This window comes from Microbispora sp. H13382 (genome assembly GCF_014161445.1).
Lineage (GTDB): Bacteria > Actinomycetota > Actinomycetes > Streptosporangiales > Streptosporangiaceae > Microbispora.
Map to the genome: position 1 here is coordinate 1 of NZ_JABBXA010000023.1, position 15,922 is coordinate 15,922.

15 protein-coding genes and 1 rRNA gene are annotated in these 15,922 nt (G+C 70.6%); 8 read left to right on the top strand and 8 right to left on the bottom strand.

The features are described 5' to 3' along the window. The first annotated feature begins 8 nt into the window (after positions 1 to 8). Positions 9 to 125 (top strand): 5S ribosomal RNA (gene rrf / locus HHX41_RS33260). Between the two features lie 165 nt (positions 126 to 290). After that, the gene (locus HHX41_RS33265) at positions 291 to 941 is read left to right on the top strand and encodes an SUMF1/EgtB/PvdO family nonheme iron enzyme (protein WP_182909114.1); all 651 of its coding nucleotides are present in this window, start codon (positions 291 to 293) and stop codon (positions 939 to 941) included. 74 nt (positions 942 to 1,015) lie between these two features. Here the strand turns inward: HHX41_RS33265 and HHX41_RS33270 are convergent, their stop codons facing one another. Beyond that, positions 1,016 to 1,501 (bottom strand): Lrp/AsnC family transcriptional regulator, encoded by a 486-nt coding sequence (locus HHX41_RS33270; RefSeq protein ID WP_182909115.1) that lies wholly within the window; start codon positions 1,499 to 1,501, stop codon positions 1,016 to 1,018. Between the two features lie 131 nt (positions 1,502 to 1,632). Between HHX41_RS33270 and HHX41_RS33275 the strand changes: the two genes are divergently transcribed. Next, positions 1,633 to 2,523: a phenylalanine 4-monooxygenase gene (locus tag HHX41_RS33275; RefSeq protein WP_182909116.1), complete on the top strand. Its 891-nt coding sequence runs from the start codon at positions 1,633 to 1,635 to the stop codon at positions 2,521 to 2,523. A gap of 65 nt (positions 2,524 to 2,588) precedes the next feature. On the opposite strand, the gene HHX41_RS33280 is transcribed toward HHX41_RS33275, so the two are convergent. The 4 genes from HHX41_RS33280 to HHX41_RS33295 all read right to left on the bottom strand — a co-directional run bounded on the left by HHX41_RS33280 (position 2,589) and on the right by HHX41_RS33295 (position 6,999). Continuing rightward, positions 2,589 to 4,058, bottom strand: coding sequence for a phosphodiester glycosidase family protein (locus HHX41_RS33280; RefSeq protein ID WP_182909117.1), 1,470 nt, complete (start codon positions 4,056 to 4,058; stop codon positions 2,589 to 2,591). Positions 4,059 to 4,206: 148 nt separating this feature from the next. Further along, positions 4,207 to 4,410: a hypothetical protein gene (locus HHX41_RS33285; protein WP_169988936.1), complete on the bottom strand. Its 204-nt coding sequence runs from the start codon at positions 4,408 to 4,410 to the stop codon at positions 4,207 to 4,209. 200 nt (positions 4,411 to 4,610) lie between these two features. Further along, positions 4,611 to 6,221: a PucR family transcriptional regulator ligand-binding domain-containing protein gene (locus HHX41_RS33290; protein ID WP_182909118.1), complete on the bottom strand. Its 1,611-nt coding sequence runs from the start codon at positions 6,219 to 6,221 to the stop codon at positions 4,611 to 4,613. A 67-nt stretch (positions 6,222 to 6,288) separates the two neighbouring features. Further along, on the bottom strand, positions 6,289 to 6,999 hold the full coding sequence (locus tag HHX41_RS33295; protein WP_182909119.1) for a TetR/AcrR family transcriptional regulator C-terminal domain-containing protein: 711 nt from the start codon (positions 6,997 to 6,999) through the stop codon (positions 6,289 to 6,291). Positions 7,000 to 7,082: 83 nt separating this feature from the next. Here HHX41_RS33295 and HHX41_RS33300 point away from each other — a divergent pair, with 83 nt between their 5' ends. The 4 genes from HHX41_RS33300 to HHX41_RS33315 all read left to right on the top strand — a co-directional run bounded on the left by HHX41_RS33300 (position 7,083) and on the right by HHX41_RS33315 (position 12,666). Continuing rightward, positions 7,083 to 8,552, top strand: coding sequence for an MFS transporter (locus HHX41_RS33300; protein ID WP_182909120.1), 1,470 nt, complete (start codon positions 7,083 to 7,085; stop codon positions 8,550 to 8,552). Between the two features lie 70 nt (positions 8,553 to 8,622). Further along, entirely contained in the window at positions 8,623 to 9,918 is a 1,296-nt protein-coding gene (locus tag HHX41_RS33305; RefSeq protein ID WP_182909121.1) for an aspartate aminotransferase family protein, read from the top strand. Further along, entirely contained in the window at positions 9,905 to 11,398 is a 1,494-nt protein-coding gene (locus HHX41_RS33310) for a CoA-acylating methylmalonate-semialdehyde dehydrogenase (protein WP_182909122.1), read from the top strand. The genes HHX41_RS33305 and HHX41_RS33310 overlap by 14 nt, the downstream gene beginning before the upstream one ends. Before the next feature lie 74 nt (positions 11,399 to 11,472). After that, the gene (locus tag HHX41_RS33315) at positions 11,473 to 12,666 is read left to right on the top strand and encodes an extracellular solute-binding protein (protein WP_182909123.1); all 1,194 of its coding nucleotides are present in this window, start codon (positions 11,473 to 11,475) and stop codon (positions 12,664 to 12,666) included. A 39-nt stretch (positions 12,667 to 12,705) separates the two neighbouring features. Here HHX41_RS33315 and HHX41_RS33320 read toward each other — a convergent pair whose 3' ends face one another. Then, positions 12,706 to 13,287, bottom strand: coding sequence for a hypothetical protein (locus HHX41_RS33320; protein WP_182909124.1), 582 nt, complete (start codon positions 13,285 to 13,287; stop codon positions 12,706 to 12,708). A gap of 87 nt (positions 13,288 to 13,374) precedes the next feature. Here HHX41_RS33320 and HHX41_RS33325 point away from each other — a divergent pair, with 87 nt between their 5' ends. Further along, positions 13,375 to 13,965 (top strand): TetR/AcrR family transcriptional regulator, encoded by a 591-nt coding sequence (locus tag HHX41_RS33325; protein ID WP_182909125.1) that lies wholly within the window; start codon positions 13,375 to 13,377, stop codon positions 13,963 to 13,965. 150 nt (positions 13,966 to 14,115) lie between these two features. Here HHX41_RS33325 and HHX41_RS33330 read toward each other — a convergent pair whose 3' ends face one another. Further along, the gene (locus HHX41_RS33330) at positions 14,116 to 14,364 is read right to left on the bottom strand and encodes a hypothetical protein (RefSeq protein WP_139576006.1); all 249 of its coding nucleotides are present in this window, start codon (positions 14,362 to 14,364) and stop codon (positions 14,116 to 14,118) included. Positions 14,365 to 14,534: 170 nt separating this feature from the next. Next, complete coding sequence (gene gabT / locus HHX41_RS33335; RefSeq protein ID WP_182909126.1) at positions 14,535 to 15,884, bottom strand: 4-aminobutyrate--2-oxoglutarate transaminase; 1,350 nt, start codon at positions 15,882 to 15,884, stop codon at positions 14,535 to 14,537. Between the last annotated feature and the right edge of the window lie 38 nt (positions 15,885 to 15,922).

Below are 15,922 nucleotides of genomic sequence, written 5' to 3' on the forward strand. Positions count from 1 at the left end.
CATGGGGTTACGGCGGTTATAGCGGCAGGGAAACACCCGGTTACTTTCCGAACCCGGAAGTTAAGCCTGCCAGCGCCGATGGTACTGCACCGGGGACGGTGTGGGAGAGTAGGACACCGCCGGACAAACTTTGAAAAGGGGCCACCCCGCACGGGGTGGCCCCTTTTTTTGTTGCCGTGCTGCCGCGGTGGCACGTCCCATCCTCGGCTCGCGTCTACGGAATCGACGGCGAAGGGCAGGACCCTACGGTGAGCCGTGAATCGTCGCCGGCTGAGGTGACCACGGAGCGAATGATCCGAGTTCCCGCAGGGAGGATTCTCCTTCGGGATGAGGGGACGCGGACGAGCTGGGTGGGCGCGGTCGGGGATTTCCTGTTGGCGCCCTTTCCGGTGACCCGGGAGCTGTATGGATCCGTCACCGATGAGGCCGTGGTGAGCTCGGCTGGATCACTGACGCCGATGACTGATGTGTCCTGGATCGACGCCGTCCGGTTCTGCAATAGCCTCTCAGAGGCGGTGGGGCTGGCTCCTTGCTATGCGATCGGAGACGACCCCAACGCGCAGGACGTGGTCTGCGACTGGGACACGGACGGATACCGCCTGCCGTCCGAGGCGGAGTGGGAATACGCGTGCCGGGCCGGGACGACCGGGGTGCGGTACGGGGACCTCGACGAGATCGCCTGGCACAGGGAGAACTCCGCCGGGCGGGTGCACGACGTCGGGACCAGGAAGCCGAACGCGTGGGGCCTGTACGACATGATCGGCAACGTGTGGGAATGGTGCTGGGACGTCTACGACGCAAGTGTCTACGGTCCCTACCGCGTGTTCCGGGGCGGAGGAGCGCATGATCTGCCCCGGGGATGCCGGGCGTCCTGCCGCCGCAAGAGCCACCCGACGTTCCGCATCGACGACCTCGGCTTCCGCCTCGCGAGATCCGTCTGAGCCGCGGTTCGTCTGAGCCGACGAACGCGGCCCAAACGTCGGCGCCCGCGACCCGCAATGCGGATGACCGCGTTTCAGGCCGGTGACCGCGTCTCAGGCGGTGCGACCGCGGCCTCCAGCAGGGGTTCGATGCGGAAGGGGATCTGGGTCGACAGGGCGATCGTCGTGTCGGTGCGCTGGATGGCGGGGGAGGCGAGGATCCGGGCGATGATTTCCTGAAGATGCGGGGTGCTGCGGGCGACCACGCGGCACAGCAGGTCGGCCTGGCCGCTGGTGCCGTAGACCTCGAGGATCTCCGGGACGCCGTCCAGCCACCGCACGGCCTCGGTCAGTTTGCCCTGAGCGATCTGCAGGGAGGCGAAGGCGAGGATGGGGTAGCCGATCTGCTCTGTCGTGATCGTCGGGCCGAAGTCGCCGATGACGCCGCGGGCGGTGAGCTTGTCCAGCCGCGACTGCACGGTGCCGCGGGCCACGCCGAGCAGGCGGGCCAGTTCGGTGAGCCCGATCCGGGGGTTGGCCCGCATGGTGGTCAGCAGGCGGCTGTCGAGCGCGTCGAGCATGCGCCGAGGGTACGCCCGGACTGAGCGAATCGACCAGTGCGCTGGCCCGAAAAAACGCTGATTTGAGCGTTTCGCACACCTCGGCTGGTCACTCTTGCCAGCTAAGCGGTTACTTGCTGTCATATCGGAGTATGTTCGAAGAAGCGCAGTATTTCGCTCCGGTGGCGACGAAGGATGATGGATCCGTCGTCGTCGAGCTGGCCACGAGCCACCCCGGTTTCGCGGACGCCGTCTACCGTCAGCGCCGCAACGCGATCGCGGCGCTGGCGCTCGTGCACAAGCCGGGTGCCCCCATCCCTACGGCCGAGTACACCGACGAGGAGCACCATGTGTGGGCGCTCGTCACCAAGGAACTGGCGATCAAGCATCAGAAGTACGCGGTGCGCGAGTTCCTCGAGGCGACGGCGCGGCTCGGCCTGCCGGAGGACCGCATCCCGCAGCTTCAGGAGGTCGGCGACCTTCTGGAGCCGCTGACCGGTTTCCGCTACCTGCCCGCCGCCGGGCTGGTCCCGCTCCGCGAGTTCTACGGCGTCCTGGCCGACGGCCTGTTCCACTCCACCCAGTACATCCGGCACCATTCCGTGCCGTTCTACACTCCTGAGCCGGATGTCATCCACGAGGTGATCGGGCACGCCAACACGCTGGCGTCACCCCGGTTCGCCGCGCTGTACCGGGCCGCCGGCCGGGCGGCCCGCCGGGTGGAGACCGACGAGGCGCTGGAGTTCGTGTCCAAGGTGTTCTGGTTCACCCTGGAGTTCGGCGTCATGCGGGAGGACGGCGAACTCAGGGCGTACGGCGCGGGGATCCTCAGCTCGTACGGCGAGATCGAGGAGTTCCGCGGAATGGACATCCGCCCGCTCGACCTCGCCGCGATGGGGACCACCCACTACGACATCACGAAGTATCAGGAGGTCCTCTTCGAGGCGGCCTCGTTCGACCACCTCGAAGACACGGTCGGGACGTTCTGGGACACCTGCGACGACGACACGATCGCCCGGCTCCTCGCGGCGCCCCCCGCCTGAGCGGGTTCGCGTGTACCCCGGTCCGGCACGTGCCCCGGTTCGGCGCCTCCCCCGCCTGATCGGGATCAGCGCGCGCCGACGATCAAGAGGGCGTCGCCGACCCCCCGCTCGGCGCCGTCGGACGGATGGTTGACCACCTTCTTGCCGAGGACCATGGTGCTCGACCCGCCGCCGTCCAGGTTGACCGCGTCGCGCGCGCCGAGCCAGCGCATGAGCGCGGCCGCCTCGAAGAAGGACGCGCCGATCGTGCTGCCCGGCCGGCGGCCGTCGACGACCGCGATGACGAGCTTGCCGTCGCGGGTGACGCCGGCGAGCGTGCGCGGATGGCGCCGCAGGATCATGTTGGTGTTGGCCATGCCGTCCCGCGACGCGGTGATCGAGGTCCTGCCGTTCCGGACCAGGCCGATCGCGCCGCCGATGATGTTGGTCTCCGGGGTCAGCGGGATGGCCTTGTTCGTCCGCAGGTCGGTGACCCGGGTCGTGACCGTGATGGTCGTGCCCTCGCCCGCGCGCTGCGACAGCCAGTCGGCGGCGGCTCCGACGGCGTGCAGCACGCGGGTCCCCGGTGCCACGGGACCGCCGGACGCGCGGACGGCGGTCACCCTGCCGGACGCGTCGAGGACCACCTCGATCCCGTCGTCCTGCGGGGTGTCCCGCCCGAGTTCCTCGGTGTACATGACCAGTTCGTCCGGCTTCGGCACCCGGTTGATGCCGGTCACCTCGGCCGTGGTCCCGTCGGCCGCATGGGCGACCACCGTGGACGACAGCTCGGTGACGCGCGCAGTACGGCCCCGCAGGACCAGGCCCACGCGGCCGGCGACGGCCTCGCTGAGCAGCTTGCCGCGGACGACGGAGATGCCCGTCGGATCGCCACGGAAGGCGGGCAGCGTGTGGATGTCGAAGAAACCGCCGTTCACGGCGGCGAGCGCCCCGGCGGCGGAGGCCATGGCCGAGACCTTCTCGCGCTTGGCGACGCTCGTGCCCAGCGACGCCTCGAAGGAGCCGCGGAACTTCCGCGGGTCGACCACGATGACCCGCATATCCCAGGGGCCGGTGGTGACGAAGCCGTCGTCGCCCTGGAAGTCGACCTTCGCGCTCACCCCGGCGTCCTTGAGTTGCTTGACGACCTCGGCCGCCGCGGCCTTCTGGTCGAGCGGCCAGTTGCCCACCCGCACCATGAAGTAGTCGCCGGCGGGGTGGTCGGCGACGGCGGGCCTGGTGAACTTGACGATGAGGGGCTCGAGGCCCGCCGCCTGCACGGCCGTCGCCTGGGCCTGTGCCTTGGCTTCGGACATGAAGTCCTTGCCCGCGAGGACGACGCTGACCGTGTATCCCTCCTGCGGATTGCCGTGCCTGAGGGTGAAGTAGCTGACGCCGGGGGCCAGGCTCTTGGCCGCCGACTTCGGGATCCCGGGCTCACCGAGGGGAAAGGTCGTCGTCGGCAGTCCGGCGACGGGCTCGGCGGTGGCCGGTGCCGAAGAGATGGTCGTCGTCAGGGCCAGCGCGGCGGCCCCGACGATTAGGCGGCGTTTCATGCGATTGCTCCCGCTCGGTGATCCTTGCGGGACTATCGTGGCGACGATTGCGTACGAAGACGACGGAAACCCGCTAAAGCGCATGAATTTCCCAGACGACTTCGGCAGCTCTCATATGTCGAATCGGACATTCATGCATATAAGTGCATCAAGGGGTGTTGGCGTCGATTTCCCGCGCTCGCTGCACGAACTCCTGCGCGGACCGGGCCTCGATGTGGACGAGCAGCCCGTCGCGCCGCCGGGACATACCCCAGTAGTGCGTGGTGGCCTCGCCCCACCAGATGGTCCATTTGGGGAAACGCGCGGACAGGGCCCGGACCACGACCGTCGGGCTGATTTTGGGTTCGCTCATCGTGGGCACGTTTCGAGGTAAGCACGATTCAGCCCGTGAGTGCGAGCATACGAAGAGTAGTCGGGTGCGGTAGACCTTACACCCGGGACGACATACCTACCTTCTGGGTGTCGGCAAGTCCGCGAGGAGCCGCCCAGCGAGCGCCTTAACGGGTCAAATCGTCTGCCCCGGCCATCGACTCGGCTATGCGGAGAGCTCGTTCAGGTGGTCTCGCGGCGGAAGGTCTCCAGAGCCAGCAGCGCGACGTGCAGCGACAGGCACGACTCGACGTCGTCGAGGTCGGTGTCGAGGACGCGTTCGAGCCGCCGCAGGCGGTCGTAGAAGGCGGGGCGGGACAGATGGGCCTTCTGCGCGGCCACCGCCTTGTTGCGTCCCGCGTCGAGATAGATGCGCAGGATCCTGGTCAGGTCGCCGTGCCGCTGGGCGTCGTAGGCCAGCAGGGGCCCCAGCTCGCGCTCGGCGAAGGTCTGCAGCCGGGCGTCGTCGCGCAGCAGGTGCAGCAGGCCGCGCAGCCGCAGGTCGGGGAGCCGGTAGAACGGCCGGCCGTCGGGCTGGCGCACGGCCACCTCCGCCACCTGCTCGGCCTCCAGGAAGCTCCGCCGTACGTCCTTGATGGACTCGACGACCGAGCCGGCCGCGAGCACGAACGGCGTGGCGAAGTTCGCCCGCAGGCGCTCGGCCAGCGCGTCGAGCGCCGTCTCCGCGGCCATGCGGGGCGGCAGCGGCAGCAGCACTCCGACGCGGCTCTGGTCCAGAGCCCCGATCAGTGCGGGCAGTTTGGCCTCGCGGCAGGCGGCGGCGCAGGCCTCGGCGAGCTCGCCCAGCCTGGCCTGTTCGCCCAGCGCGGTGCCGGCGGGCGCGGTCAGCCGGATGACGGCGCTCACGAGCCTGCGGCCGGTGAGCGGGACGCCGACGGCGCGGGCGCGGGCGGCTGCCTCGTCGGGGTCGGCGTACGCGTGGGTGAGGATGCCGTTCAGTATGGTCCCGTGCGCCTGCCGCTCCAGGGACTCCTGGTGCCGCTCCAGCAGGCGGCTGAGCGCGAGCGTGGTCGCCGCGCGTTCGGCCAGCACGATGTCACGGGGGCTGGGCGGGCCGTCGCACAGCAGGATGAGCCGTCCCCAGTCCTGGCCACGGGCGCCGACCATGGTCACCAGCCACCCGGAGGCGGCGTCGTAGGCGGTCCGCTCGGCCGGCATCACCGCGCGCGACCTGGTCTCCCAGTTGGCCAGCACGGTTCCGGTGTCGCCTCCGGCGGCGTCGCACGCCAGGACCTGGTGGGCGAGGTTCTCCAGCAGCGCCGGGCGGCCGGAGAACCGGGTGACCTGGTTGAGCACCTCCGCCGGGGACGCGCCCTCGACCGACAGCTCGGTGAACACCTCGTGCAGTTGCTCGGAGGCCCGCAGCTCCTGGAGCTGGATGTCGATGATCCGCGCGTGGACCGACTCGGTGATCTGCACGAAGGGCGTCTCGCGGGCCAGCGTGATCAGGGGCAGCCCATGCTCCTCCGCCGCCTTGACCACTGGCCTCGGCAGCTCGCGGACGAACCTGCGGCCGAGCTCCACGATCAGGCCCGAGGCGCCGACCGCGGCCAGCTCGCAGATGTAGTCGGCCAGCTTGTCGGGTTCGCTCGGCAGCGCCACACCCGTCGTGAGGACCAGCTCGCCGCCGCGTAACAGGTGGGCGATGTCGTGCACCTCGCCCACGTGGACCCACCGGACCCTGGTGTCGAGCCGGTCGCCGCCCGCCACCACCCGGGGGCTGCCGCGCCGGACGGTGTCCAGCGCGAGCACGTCGGCGACCGTGGGGAGCATGCTCAGAGGCTACCTGATCATTATGTAAGGATGACCCCCCAGTAGCTGACACATTGAGGGCCTGATCTCAGCGCAGGCGCGTGCCGAGGCCCTCCAGAAGAGCCGTCAGCCCGAATTCGAAGGCGAGCCGCCGGGCCACGAGGGGGTCGAAGTTCTCGCTCGCGTAGGACCGGTAGCGCTCCAGCAGGTTGGGCCGGTCGGCCGCCACCTTCATCACGATCGGGTCCACGGCGGCCTGCATCTCCGCGAGGCTCTGGCCCGTGGCCTCCACCGCACTGAGGAAGGCGACCTCGGGAATCGTGCCGCCCAGCGTGTACGACACCACGGCCGTCATGGCGTAATCCACGTCGATCCCCTCGAAACCGGCGCGGGCGAACGCCCCCATCAGCCGGTCGGACGCGGTGAGCGCGTTCGGCCCGAGCGCGGGGACCACGCCGATGAGGCTCGCGCTCCAGGGATGCCCGAGGACCGCCTGGCGCATGCTGTAGGCGAACACCCGTGCCGTCTCCCGCCAGTCGGCGCCCTCGGGCAGCACGACGGTCGCGTAGACCTCGTCCATCACGAGCTCGATCAGCTCGTCCTTGTTCGCCACGTGCCAGTAGAGGCTGGTCGCACCCGCCCCGAGCCGGGCGCCGAGCTTGCGCATGCTGAGGGCGTCGAGGCCCTCGGCGTCGAGCAGCTCCACGGCCGCCCGGACGATCTGGTCACGGCTGAGGCCCTGCTCACGCGCTCCCTTGCGCTCGCGGGTCCAGACCGAGGAGAACGGCTTCGCTGACACGGCCTCACAATATTCGCTCGCACAGTGTTCGACTCAGTCGTACAGTGTCCGACAGTACTCGCACACTGTTCGAGGTGACTCTCATGTCTCATCCCCGACGCTGGTGGATCCTCGGCGTCCTCTGCCTGAGCCTGCTGACCCTGGTCGTGGACAACACCGTCCTCAACCTGGCGATCCCGTCGTTCATGCGCGACCTCGGCGCCACGCCGTCCGACGTGCAGTGGATCATCGACGCGTACGTGCTGGTGTTCGCGGGCCTGCTGCTCACTGCGGGCAGCCTGTCCGACCGGTACGGCAGGCGGCGGATGCTCGTGATCGGCCTGGCGTTCTTCGGCGGGGCCTCCCTGGCGGCCACGCTCGCCACCGAACCCTGGCAGCTCATCGCCGCCCGCGCGCTGATGGGCGTCGGCGGCTCCTGCGTGATGCCGTCGACGCTGTCGATCCTGATCACCGTGTTCGACGAGAGCGAGCGGCGCAAGGCCATCGCCGCCTGGAGTTCGGTCGCCATGGTCGGTGTCATCGCCGGTCCGACGATCGGCGGGTTCCTGCTCCGGCACTACTACTGGGGGTCGGTCTTCCTGATCAACGTGCCGATCGCGGTGCTGGCGATCGTCGCGGCCTTCGCGCTCATGCCCGAGACGTACGGCGAGGCGCGGCGGGCCGACCCGCTCGGCGTGATCCTGTCCACGGCCGGGATGGGCGGGCTGGTCTGGGCCGTCATCTCGGCGCCCGGCGGGCACTTCAACCCCCTGACCGTGGCGGTCTCGGCGGCCGCGCTGCTGGCGTTCGTGCTGTGGGAACGCCGCAACGCCCACCCCATGCTGCCGCTCGGCCTGTTCCGCGACCGCTCGTTCAGCGGCGCGTGCTTTTCCATCGTGCTGTTGTCGTTCGGCGCGGGCGCGCTGATGCTGGCCATCACGCAGTATCTGCAGTTCGTCCTCGGCTACGACCCGCTGAAGGCCGGTTTCGCCCTGTTGCCGTACGTGGTGGCCGCGATGGTGTTCAACGGCCTCGGCGCGGCTCTCGGCAAGAAGGTGAGCAACCGGACGCTGATCGTCACCGGCCTGGTCGTCATGGCCGCCGGGTTCGTGCTGCTGTCCACGCTCACCGGCGGATACGGCACGCTGATCGCCGGCCTGATGGTCATGGGAGTGGGCGGCGGCCTGGCCGGTCCCGCGTCGTACGCCACGCTGATGGGGGCGGTGCCGCCCGAGCGCGCCGGGGTCGGCTCCGCGCTCAACGACACGGTGCAGCAGGTCGGCATGGCGCTCAGCGTGGCCGTCCTCGGCAGCGTGCTCGCCGGCGCGTACACCGCGGCCATGCCGGAGTCGGCGCCGCCGGCGGCGCGCGAGTCGATCGGCGTCGCGGTGAACCTCGGCGACTCCGCCGTGGCCGCCGCCGGACGCGAGGCGTTCGTGTCGGCGATGTCCGTCGGCTCATGGCTGGGCGCGGGCTGCTCGCTCGCGGCGGCCCTGGTCGCGCTGCTGGTCCTGCGCCGGAAGGCCGCCGGCGCGGCTCCCGCGACGGAGACCGCGGCACCCACCACTGTGTAAGCGAACTTCGCGAGATCCCAGACAGGCTGACGGGTGAGCCGGTCACCCGTCAGCCGGGATACTTCAGAGCATGTCGGACCTTCTCGCACGCCATCGCGCGGTCATGCCGAACTGGATGGCCCTGTACTACAACGAGCCCATCGAGATCGTCGGCGGCAAGGGGAATCGCGTCGTCGACGCGAACGGGAAGAGCTATCTCGACTTCTTCGCCGGGATCCTGACCAACATGATCGGGTACGACGTGCCCGAGGTGCGGGAGGCCGTCGAGCGCCAGCTCGCCACCGGCGTCGTCCACACCTCGACGTTGTATCTCATCCGCGGCCAGGTCGAGCTGGCCGAGAAGATCGCCCGGCTGTCCAGCATCCCGGACGCGAAGGTCTTCTTCACCAACTCCGGCACCGAGGCCAACGAGACGGCCCTGCTGCTGGCCACCTACGCCCGCGGGTCCGACCAGGTGCTCGCCATGCGGCAGAGCTACCACGGCCGGTCCTTCGGCGCGGTCAGCGTGACCTCCAACCGGTCGTGGAAGAACAACTCGCTGTCGCCGCTCAACGTGCACTTCCTGCACGGCGCCGACAAGCACCTGGCGCAGTTCCGCGGCATGTCGGACGCCGACTACATCGCCGCCTGCGTGGACGACCTGCGTCACGTGCTCGCCACCGCCGTCACCAAGGACGTCGCCGCCCTCATCGCCGAGCCGATCCAGGGCGTGGGCGGCTTCACGATGGCTCCCGACGGGCTGTTCGCGGCGTACAAGGAGGTCCTCGACGAGGAGGGCATCCTGCTCATCTCCGACGAGGTGCAGACCGGCTGGGGCCGTACGGGCTCGGCGTTCTTCGGGATCCAGAACCACGGCGTGACGCCGGACATGATGACCTTCGCCAAGGGGCTCGGCAACGGCTTCGCCGTCGGCGGCGTCGTGGCGCGCGGCGACCTCATGGACGGCCCGCACGCCGCCGGTGTGGCCACGTTCGGCGGCAACCCGATCTCGATGGCGGCGGCCAACGCCACCCTCGACTACGTGCTCGACCACGACCTGCAGGCCAACGCCGCGAGGACCGGCGAGATCATCATCGGCGGGCTGCGCGAGGCGGCCGGCCGGCTGCCCGTCGTCGGCGACGTACGCGGCAAGGGGCTGATGTTCGCCGTCGAACTGGTCGACCCCGCCACCAAGGCGCCCGCCCCGGCGCTCGCCGCCCGCTTCCTGGAGGAGACCAGGAAGCTCGGCCTGCTCGTCGGCAAGGGCGGGTTGTACGGCAACACGCTGCGGATGGCGCCGCCGCTCACCCTCACCGAGGACGAGGCCCGCGAGGGCCTGGGCATCCTCGTCACCGCTTTGGAGGCCGTCAACGATGAAGCGCGTTAACCACTGGATCGGCGGCGAGGTCGTCGAGGGCGCCGGTCGTACGGCGGAGGTGTTCGACCCCGCCACCGGCGAGGTGAGCGGGCAGGTGGCGCTCGCCTCGGCCGAGGAGGTCGACGCGGCGGTCGAGGCGGCCGCGCGGGCCTTCCCCGCCTGGCGCGACGCCTCACTCATCAAGCGCACCCAGATCCTGTTCCGGTTCCGCGAGCTGCTCGACGCGCACCGCGACGACCTGGCCGCGCTGATCACCGCCGAGCACGGCAAGGTGCACTCCGACGCGCTCGGCGAGGTGGCCCGCGGACTGGAGGTCGTGGAGTTCGCCTGCGGCATCCCCCACCTGCTCAAGGGCGGCTACTCGGAGAACGTCTCGACCCGGGTCGACTCCTACTCGATCCGCCAGCCGCTCGGCGTGGTGGCGGGCATCACGCCGTTCAACTTCCCGGCGATGGTCCCGATGTGGATGTTCCCCGTGGCCATCGCCTGCGGGAACACCTTCGTGCTCAAGCCCTCCGAGCGCGACCCCTCCGCATCCCTGCTGCTCGGGGAGCTGTGGCGGCGGGCGGGCCTGCCGGACGGCGTGTTCAACGTCGTCCAGGGTGACAAGGTGGCGGTGGACCGGCTGCTGGAGCACCCGGCCGTACGGGCCGTGTCGTTCGTCGGCTCCACGCCGATCGCGCGGTACGTGTACGAGACCGGCACGGCCCACGGCAAGCGGGTGCAGGCGCTCGGCGGGGCCAAGAACCACATGCTCGTGCTGCCCGACGCCGACCTCGACCTGGTCGCCGACTCGGCCGTCTCGGCGGGCTTCGGCTCGGCGGGGGAGCGGTGCATGGCGATCTCCGTGGTGCTGGCGGTCGACCCGATCGGCGACGAGCTGGTCGAGAAGATCGTGTCGCGGGTGCGGGACCTCCAGATCGGCCCGGGGAACGATCCCGAGTCGCAGATGGGCCCGCTCGTCACCGCCGCCCACCGCGACAAGGTGGCGTCCTACCTCGACCTCGGCGTCGAGGAGGGGGCCAAGCTCGTGGTCGACGGCCGGGAGACGCCGGTGCGCGGCGGACGGGAAGACGGCTTCTGGCTCGGTCCCACCGTCCTCGACCACGTGCCGCCGAACTCCCGCGTCCACCGTGAGGAGATCTTCGGCCCGGTGCTGTCGATCGTGCGCGTCCGCTCGTACGAGGAGGGCCTGGAGCTGATCAACACCGGTGAGTACGGCAACGGCACGGCGATCTTCACCAACGACGGCGGCGCGGCCCGGCGCTTCCAGAACGAGGTCGAGGTCGGCATGATCGGCGTCAACGTGCCGATCCCGGTGCCGATGGCCTTCTACAGCTTCGGCGGCTGGAAGGCCTCGCTGTTCGGCGACACGCACGTGCACGGCACCGAGGGGGTCCACTTCTACACCAGGGGCAAGGTCGTCACCTCGCGGTGGCTCGATCCCTCCCACGGCGGCGTGAACCTGGGCTTCCCCACCAACGCCTGACGCGGCGGGCGGCGCCCCGGACCGGCAGGGCTTAGTAGGCTCGGGGCGTCCGTCTTCTCTCACGGGGGTCGTGCGTGCGCCGTACACATCTGGCCGGGACGGTCGCGGCCGCGGGCCTGCTCGCGGCCGCCTGCGGCGGCGGGCCCGTGCCCGAGACGGAGGTGGCGACGCCGGGCACCTCGGCGGTCGCGGCGACCGCGTCCCGCAGCGCCGGCGCCGGTCCGTCCTCCGCCGGCCCCACGCCCACCCCCGCCGCGTCCCTCGGGCCGGGCGAGGGGACGCTCAGCGTGGTCGCGATCGACGGGTACGCCGAGTGGGGCGGCGTCGATCCCAAGGTCAAGTGGGTCGGCACGTTCGAGAAGGAGACGGGCTGCAAGGTCAGCCTGCGCTACTACGACCCCCGCCAGGAGGAGAAACCGGGCGACTTCCCGCCGTCGTCGTTCGACGTGATCTCGGCGACGCCCGAGGTGGGCGGCCGGCTGATGAACGAGGGCAGGGCCGCCCCGCTCAACACCGCTCTGCTGCAGGGCTACGACAAGATCCCCAAGCGGCTGCGGACGCTGCCGTCGGTCACCCGGGACGAGCGGGTGTACGGCGTGCCGTACGTCTGGGCGACCAACGAGGTCCTCTACGACACCGGCAAGGTCAGTCCCGACGGCCCGGAGTCGCTCTTCGCGGACAAGGGCCCGGTGCTGCTGCGGGACCGCCCGCTGTCGCTCGCCGACGCCGCGCTGGTGCTCAAGGCCGGAGGCGGGGACGTCGGCGCGGACATCAAGGACCCGTTCGACCTCACCGACGCCCAGCTCGACGCCGCCACCGAGCTGGTCTCTTCCGGCGCGGACGGCCGCCGCGTCTTCTGGCGTGATCCCGTCGAGGTCGTCCAGGCTTTCGCGACCGGGTCCGCACGGCTCGCGCAGGCCACGCCGTACCACCTGGACGTGCTCAGGCGGGGGCACAAGCCGGTCAGGGCCCTGACGGACCGGCCGGTGACCGGCTGGGCCGACGCGTGGATGATGTCGGCCCGGGCCCCGCATCCGTCGTGCGCGTACAAGTGGCTGGACTTCACCATGTCGGCGGACGTGCAGCGCAAGGTGTCCGCCTGGACGGGCCTCGCCCCGGCCAACCCGGGGGCGTGCACCGGCGCGGCCCGCCGGATCTGCCTGGACTACCGCGTCGGCACCGCCCGCGCGTTCCGGGGCGTCTACTTCGCGGTGCGGCCCGAGGCGTACGACAAGTGGGTGGAGCGCTGGTCGCGCGTCGTGTCCTGACGGGCGGCGCCCGGCCGGACCGGTGCACCTTGACGCAGGTCAGCGCCCGGCCCCGCCGCTGAGGGATTGGTGCGTCCCGGCGTCCCGGGGCGCGCGCTTGGGGAAGAGGGTGTAGGCGACCGGCCAGAACACCAGCCAGACCACCATGACGAACGTCAGGCGGCCGGCCCATTCCAGCAGCGCGGCCGAGCGGTCGAGGTCGCCGACGAGCGCGACGCCGGCCAGCAGCAGCCCGCAGGCGACGGCCCAGCCGATCACGCCCTTGCCCCAGGCGCGCCATTCGTACCGGGCCCGCTCCCTGCCGTAAAGCTTGCGCCGGTCGGGCGGCGGCCCTCCGGCGAAGCGGTGGGCGAACCTGGCGTCGGCCCACCGCACCATGTCGTGCCCGAAGGCGACGCTGAACCCCAGGTAGGCCGCGGCCAGCCCGTGCGTGAGCTCCGCCCGGCCGCCGTCGCGGAGGTCGACGACGCTCGCCACAAGGAGGACCAGGTCGACGACGGGGACGGCGAGCAGCAGCAGGCCGCCGAGCCGCTGCCGGCGCAGGAGGTATCGGACGGCGAGGCCCGCGACCAGGAGTACCCAGAACGCCACCTCGCAGGCGACGATCAGTCCGAACAGCATGCCGGCTCCTTTTTTCGCACCGTGTGCTACGAAGGTTTCTCACACATTGTGCTATAAAAAATGGCGGGTCGCGTGGCTGGAGGAGCTGTGCCGAAGATCGTGGATCGCCGGGTGCGGCGTGAGGAGATCGCCGAGGCGCTGTGGCGGGTCGTGCGCAGGGACGGCGTCGGCGCCGCCACCGTCCGCAGCATCGCCGCGGAGGCCGGCTGGTCCCCGAGCGCGCTACGGCACTACTTCTCGACCCAGGCGGAGCTGCTCGCCTTCGCGATGGAGCACGTCATCGCGCGGGTCCGCGCGCGCATCGCGAGCACCGTCTTCGACGGACCCGTCCGCGTCGCCGTACGCCGCCTGATCGAGGAACTGCTGCCGATGGACCCGGAACGGCGCGCGGAGGCCGAGGTCTGGCTGCAGCTGACCGCGCGGGCCCAGGGCGACCCGGTCGCCGCCGACTGGTTGCGCCACGCGGACGACGGTCTGGTGGAGGCGACGACCTCGGCCGTCCGCGCGCTCGCCGCGGAGGGGGAGCTCGCCGGGCATCGGGACGCCGAGTTCGAGGCGGTGCGGCTGCGTGCCCTCATCGACGGCCTGACCGTGCACGTCCTGGCCAGGCCGGAGTCGATGCCGCCCGAGCGCGTCAGCGCGGTGCTGGCCGCCCACCTGGAGGATCTGGCGACCTGAGATCGGGCTCCGTCAAGGGCGGGGGGAGACAGGCGAGCGCGGCCCGGTGCGCGCGGCCGGAGCCGGCGGCGACGCGCCGCGTAATCCGTCCGCCCGCAGGGTGCGGTGATCTCGAAGGTGGGAGGTCTGGGGAACAGGGGCAGCCCTGGGTCAGGACATGGCCGCCCGGGAGCGGCGGGGCAGCGGCACCTTGCCCTCGGGGGCGGGCAGCAGGGCCTCGGCGCAGTCGTCGCAGGCGTGGACGGGGGCGTTGTCGGGCAGCATCCCGACCTTGACCCGGGGGCGGGGCCACTTCTTGTGGCAGACGACGCAGGCGTCGCCGTCGCGCTGCGTGGTGGTGAGGCCGGCAGGGTCGAACGTCAGCATGAGCCGCTCGGCGCCGTTCGGGTTCCAGCCCATCAAAGTCCCCCCTCGATCGCCTATCGGAACCGTTATAACGCGGTTACCCTTCGTGATCGGCGCGAGTCGGGCCAAGCGATGGTTAAATCGAGGCATAACGCAAGCCGTACAACAACAAAAGGGACACCTCGGAACAGACCGGGTGCCCCTTTTGATGTTGTTTAAACGGTCTACTCCACGTTGAGTGCCTTCTCCAGAATGGCGAGGCCCTCCTCGAGCAGGTGGTCCGGGATGACGAGCGGCGGCAGGAAGCGCAGCACGTTGCCGTACGTCCCGGCGGTGAGCGCGAGCAGGCCCTGCTCGTGGCACCTGCGCGCGATCTCGGCGGCCGGGTAGGGCTCCTTGGTGCCGGGCACCACGAGCTCCACGGCGATCATCGCGCCGCGTCCGCGCACGTCCCCGATGATCGGGTTGCGCTCCTGGATGGCGCGCAGGCGGGGCAGCATGACCTCGCCGATGTGCCGGGCCCGATCGACGAGCTTGTCCTGCTCGATGGTCTCCAGCACGCCCAGGGCCGCCTCGCAGGCGAGCGGGTTGCCGCCGTACGTGCCGCCGAGGCCGCCGCTGTGGACGTGGTCGAGCAGGTCGGCCCTGCCGGTCACCGCCGCCAGCGGAAGGCCGCCGGCGATGCCCTTGGCGGTGGTGATGATGTCCGGGACGATGCCCTCGTCCTCGCAGGCGAACATGTGGCCGGTGCGGGCGAAGCCCGTCTGCACCTCGTCGGCGATGAACACGATGCCGTTGGCGCGGCAGAACTCCACGATCTTCGGCAGGAAGCCGCGGGCCGGCTCGATGAAGCCGCCCTCGCCCGCGATCGGCTCGATGACCACCGCCGCGACGTTCTCCGCGCCGATCTGCTTGTTGATCATGTCGATCGCCTGCGCCGCGGCCTCCTCGGCGCAGTTGTCCGGGCCGGTCGGCCAGCGGAACGGGTAGGCGAGCGGCACCCGGTACACCTCGGGCGCGAACGGCCCGAAACCGTGCTTGTACGGCATGCTCTTGGCCGTCAGCGTCATCGTCAGCAGCGTGCGGCCGTGGTAGCCGTGGTCGAAGACGACGACCGCCTGCCGCCCGGTGGCGTGCCGGGCGACCTTGACCGCGTTCTCGACGGCCTCCGCACCGCTGTTGACCAGGAACGTCCGCTTCTCGTGGTCGCCGGGCGTGAGCTCGTTGAGCTTCTCGCAGACCGCGACGTACGACTCGTACGGGGCGACCATGAAACAGGTGTGGGTGAAGTCGGCGACCTGCTTCTGCACGCGCTCGACGACCCGGGGGGCGGCGTTGCCGACGTTGGTCACGGCGATGCCGGAGCCGAAGTCGATCAGCGAGTTGCCGTCCGCATCGACGATCACACCGCCGCCCGCGTGGGTCACGAAGACGGGCAGCGTGGTGCCGATGCCCGGAGGCACGGCGGACTGCTTGCGCGCGAACAGCTCGCGGGACCGCGGGCCGGGGATCTCGGTGACGAGGCGGCGCTCCTGGGGGAGCTGCGGGCCGCCGTGCGTGGTGGCAGTGCTCATACCTGAGACCGTACGACCGCCGCCGCCACCTGCCGATA

Bases quoted from the DNA above. Each gene is read 5' to 3' on its own strand.
- gabT (WP_182909126.1), bottom strand. From the start codon at position 15,884: ATGAGCACTGCCACCACGCACGGCGGCCCGCAGCTCCCCCAGGAGCGC.
- HHX41_RS33285 (WP_169988936.1), bottom strand. From the start codon at position 4,410: ATGAGCGAACCCAAAATCAGCCCGACGGTCGTGGTCCGGGCCCTGTCC.
- HHX41_RS33300 (WP_182909120.1), top strand. From the start codon at position 7,083: ATGTCTCATCCCCGACGCTGGTGGATCCTCGGCGTCCTCTGCCTGAGC.
- HHX41_RS33280 (WP_182909117.1), bottom strand. From the start codon at position 4,058: ATGAAACGCCGCCTAATCGTCGGGGCCGCCGCGCTGGCCCTGACGACG.
- HHX41_RS33330 (WP_139576006.1), bottom strand. From the start codon at position 14,364: ATGGGCTGGAACCCGAACGGCGCCGAGCGGCTCATGCTGACGTTCGAC.
- HHX41_RS33320 (WP_182909124.1), bottom strand. From the start codon at position 13,287: ATGCTGTTCGGACTGATCGTCGCCTGCGAGGTGGCGTTCTGGGTACTC.
- HHX41_RS33305 (WP_182909121.1), top strand. From the start codon at position 8,623: ATGTCGGACCTTCTCGCACGCCATCGCGCGGTCATGCCGAACTGGATG.
- HHX41_RS33310 (WP_182909122.1), top strand. From the start codon at position 9,905: ATGAAGCGCGTTAACCACTGGATCGGCGGCGAGGTCGTCGAGGGCGCC.
- HHX41_RS33290 (WP_182909118.1), bottom strand. From the start codon at position 6,221: ATGCTCCCCACGGTCGCCGACGTGCTCGCGCTGGACACCGTCCGGCGC.
- HHX41_RS33270 (WP_182909115.1), bottom strand. From the start codon at position 1,501: ATGCTCGACGCGCTCGACAGCCGCCTGCTGACCACCATGCGGGCCAAC.
- HHX41_RS33275 (WP_182909116.1), top strand. From the start codon at position 1,633: ATGTTCGAAGAAGCGCAGTATTTCGCTCCGGTGGCGACGAAGGATGAT.
- HHX41_RS33265 (WP_182909114.1), top strand. From the start codon at position 291: ATGATCCGAGTTCCCGCAGGGAGGATTCTCCTTCGGGATGAGGGGACG.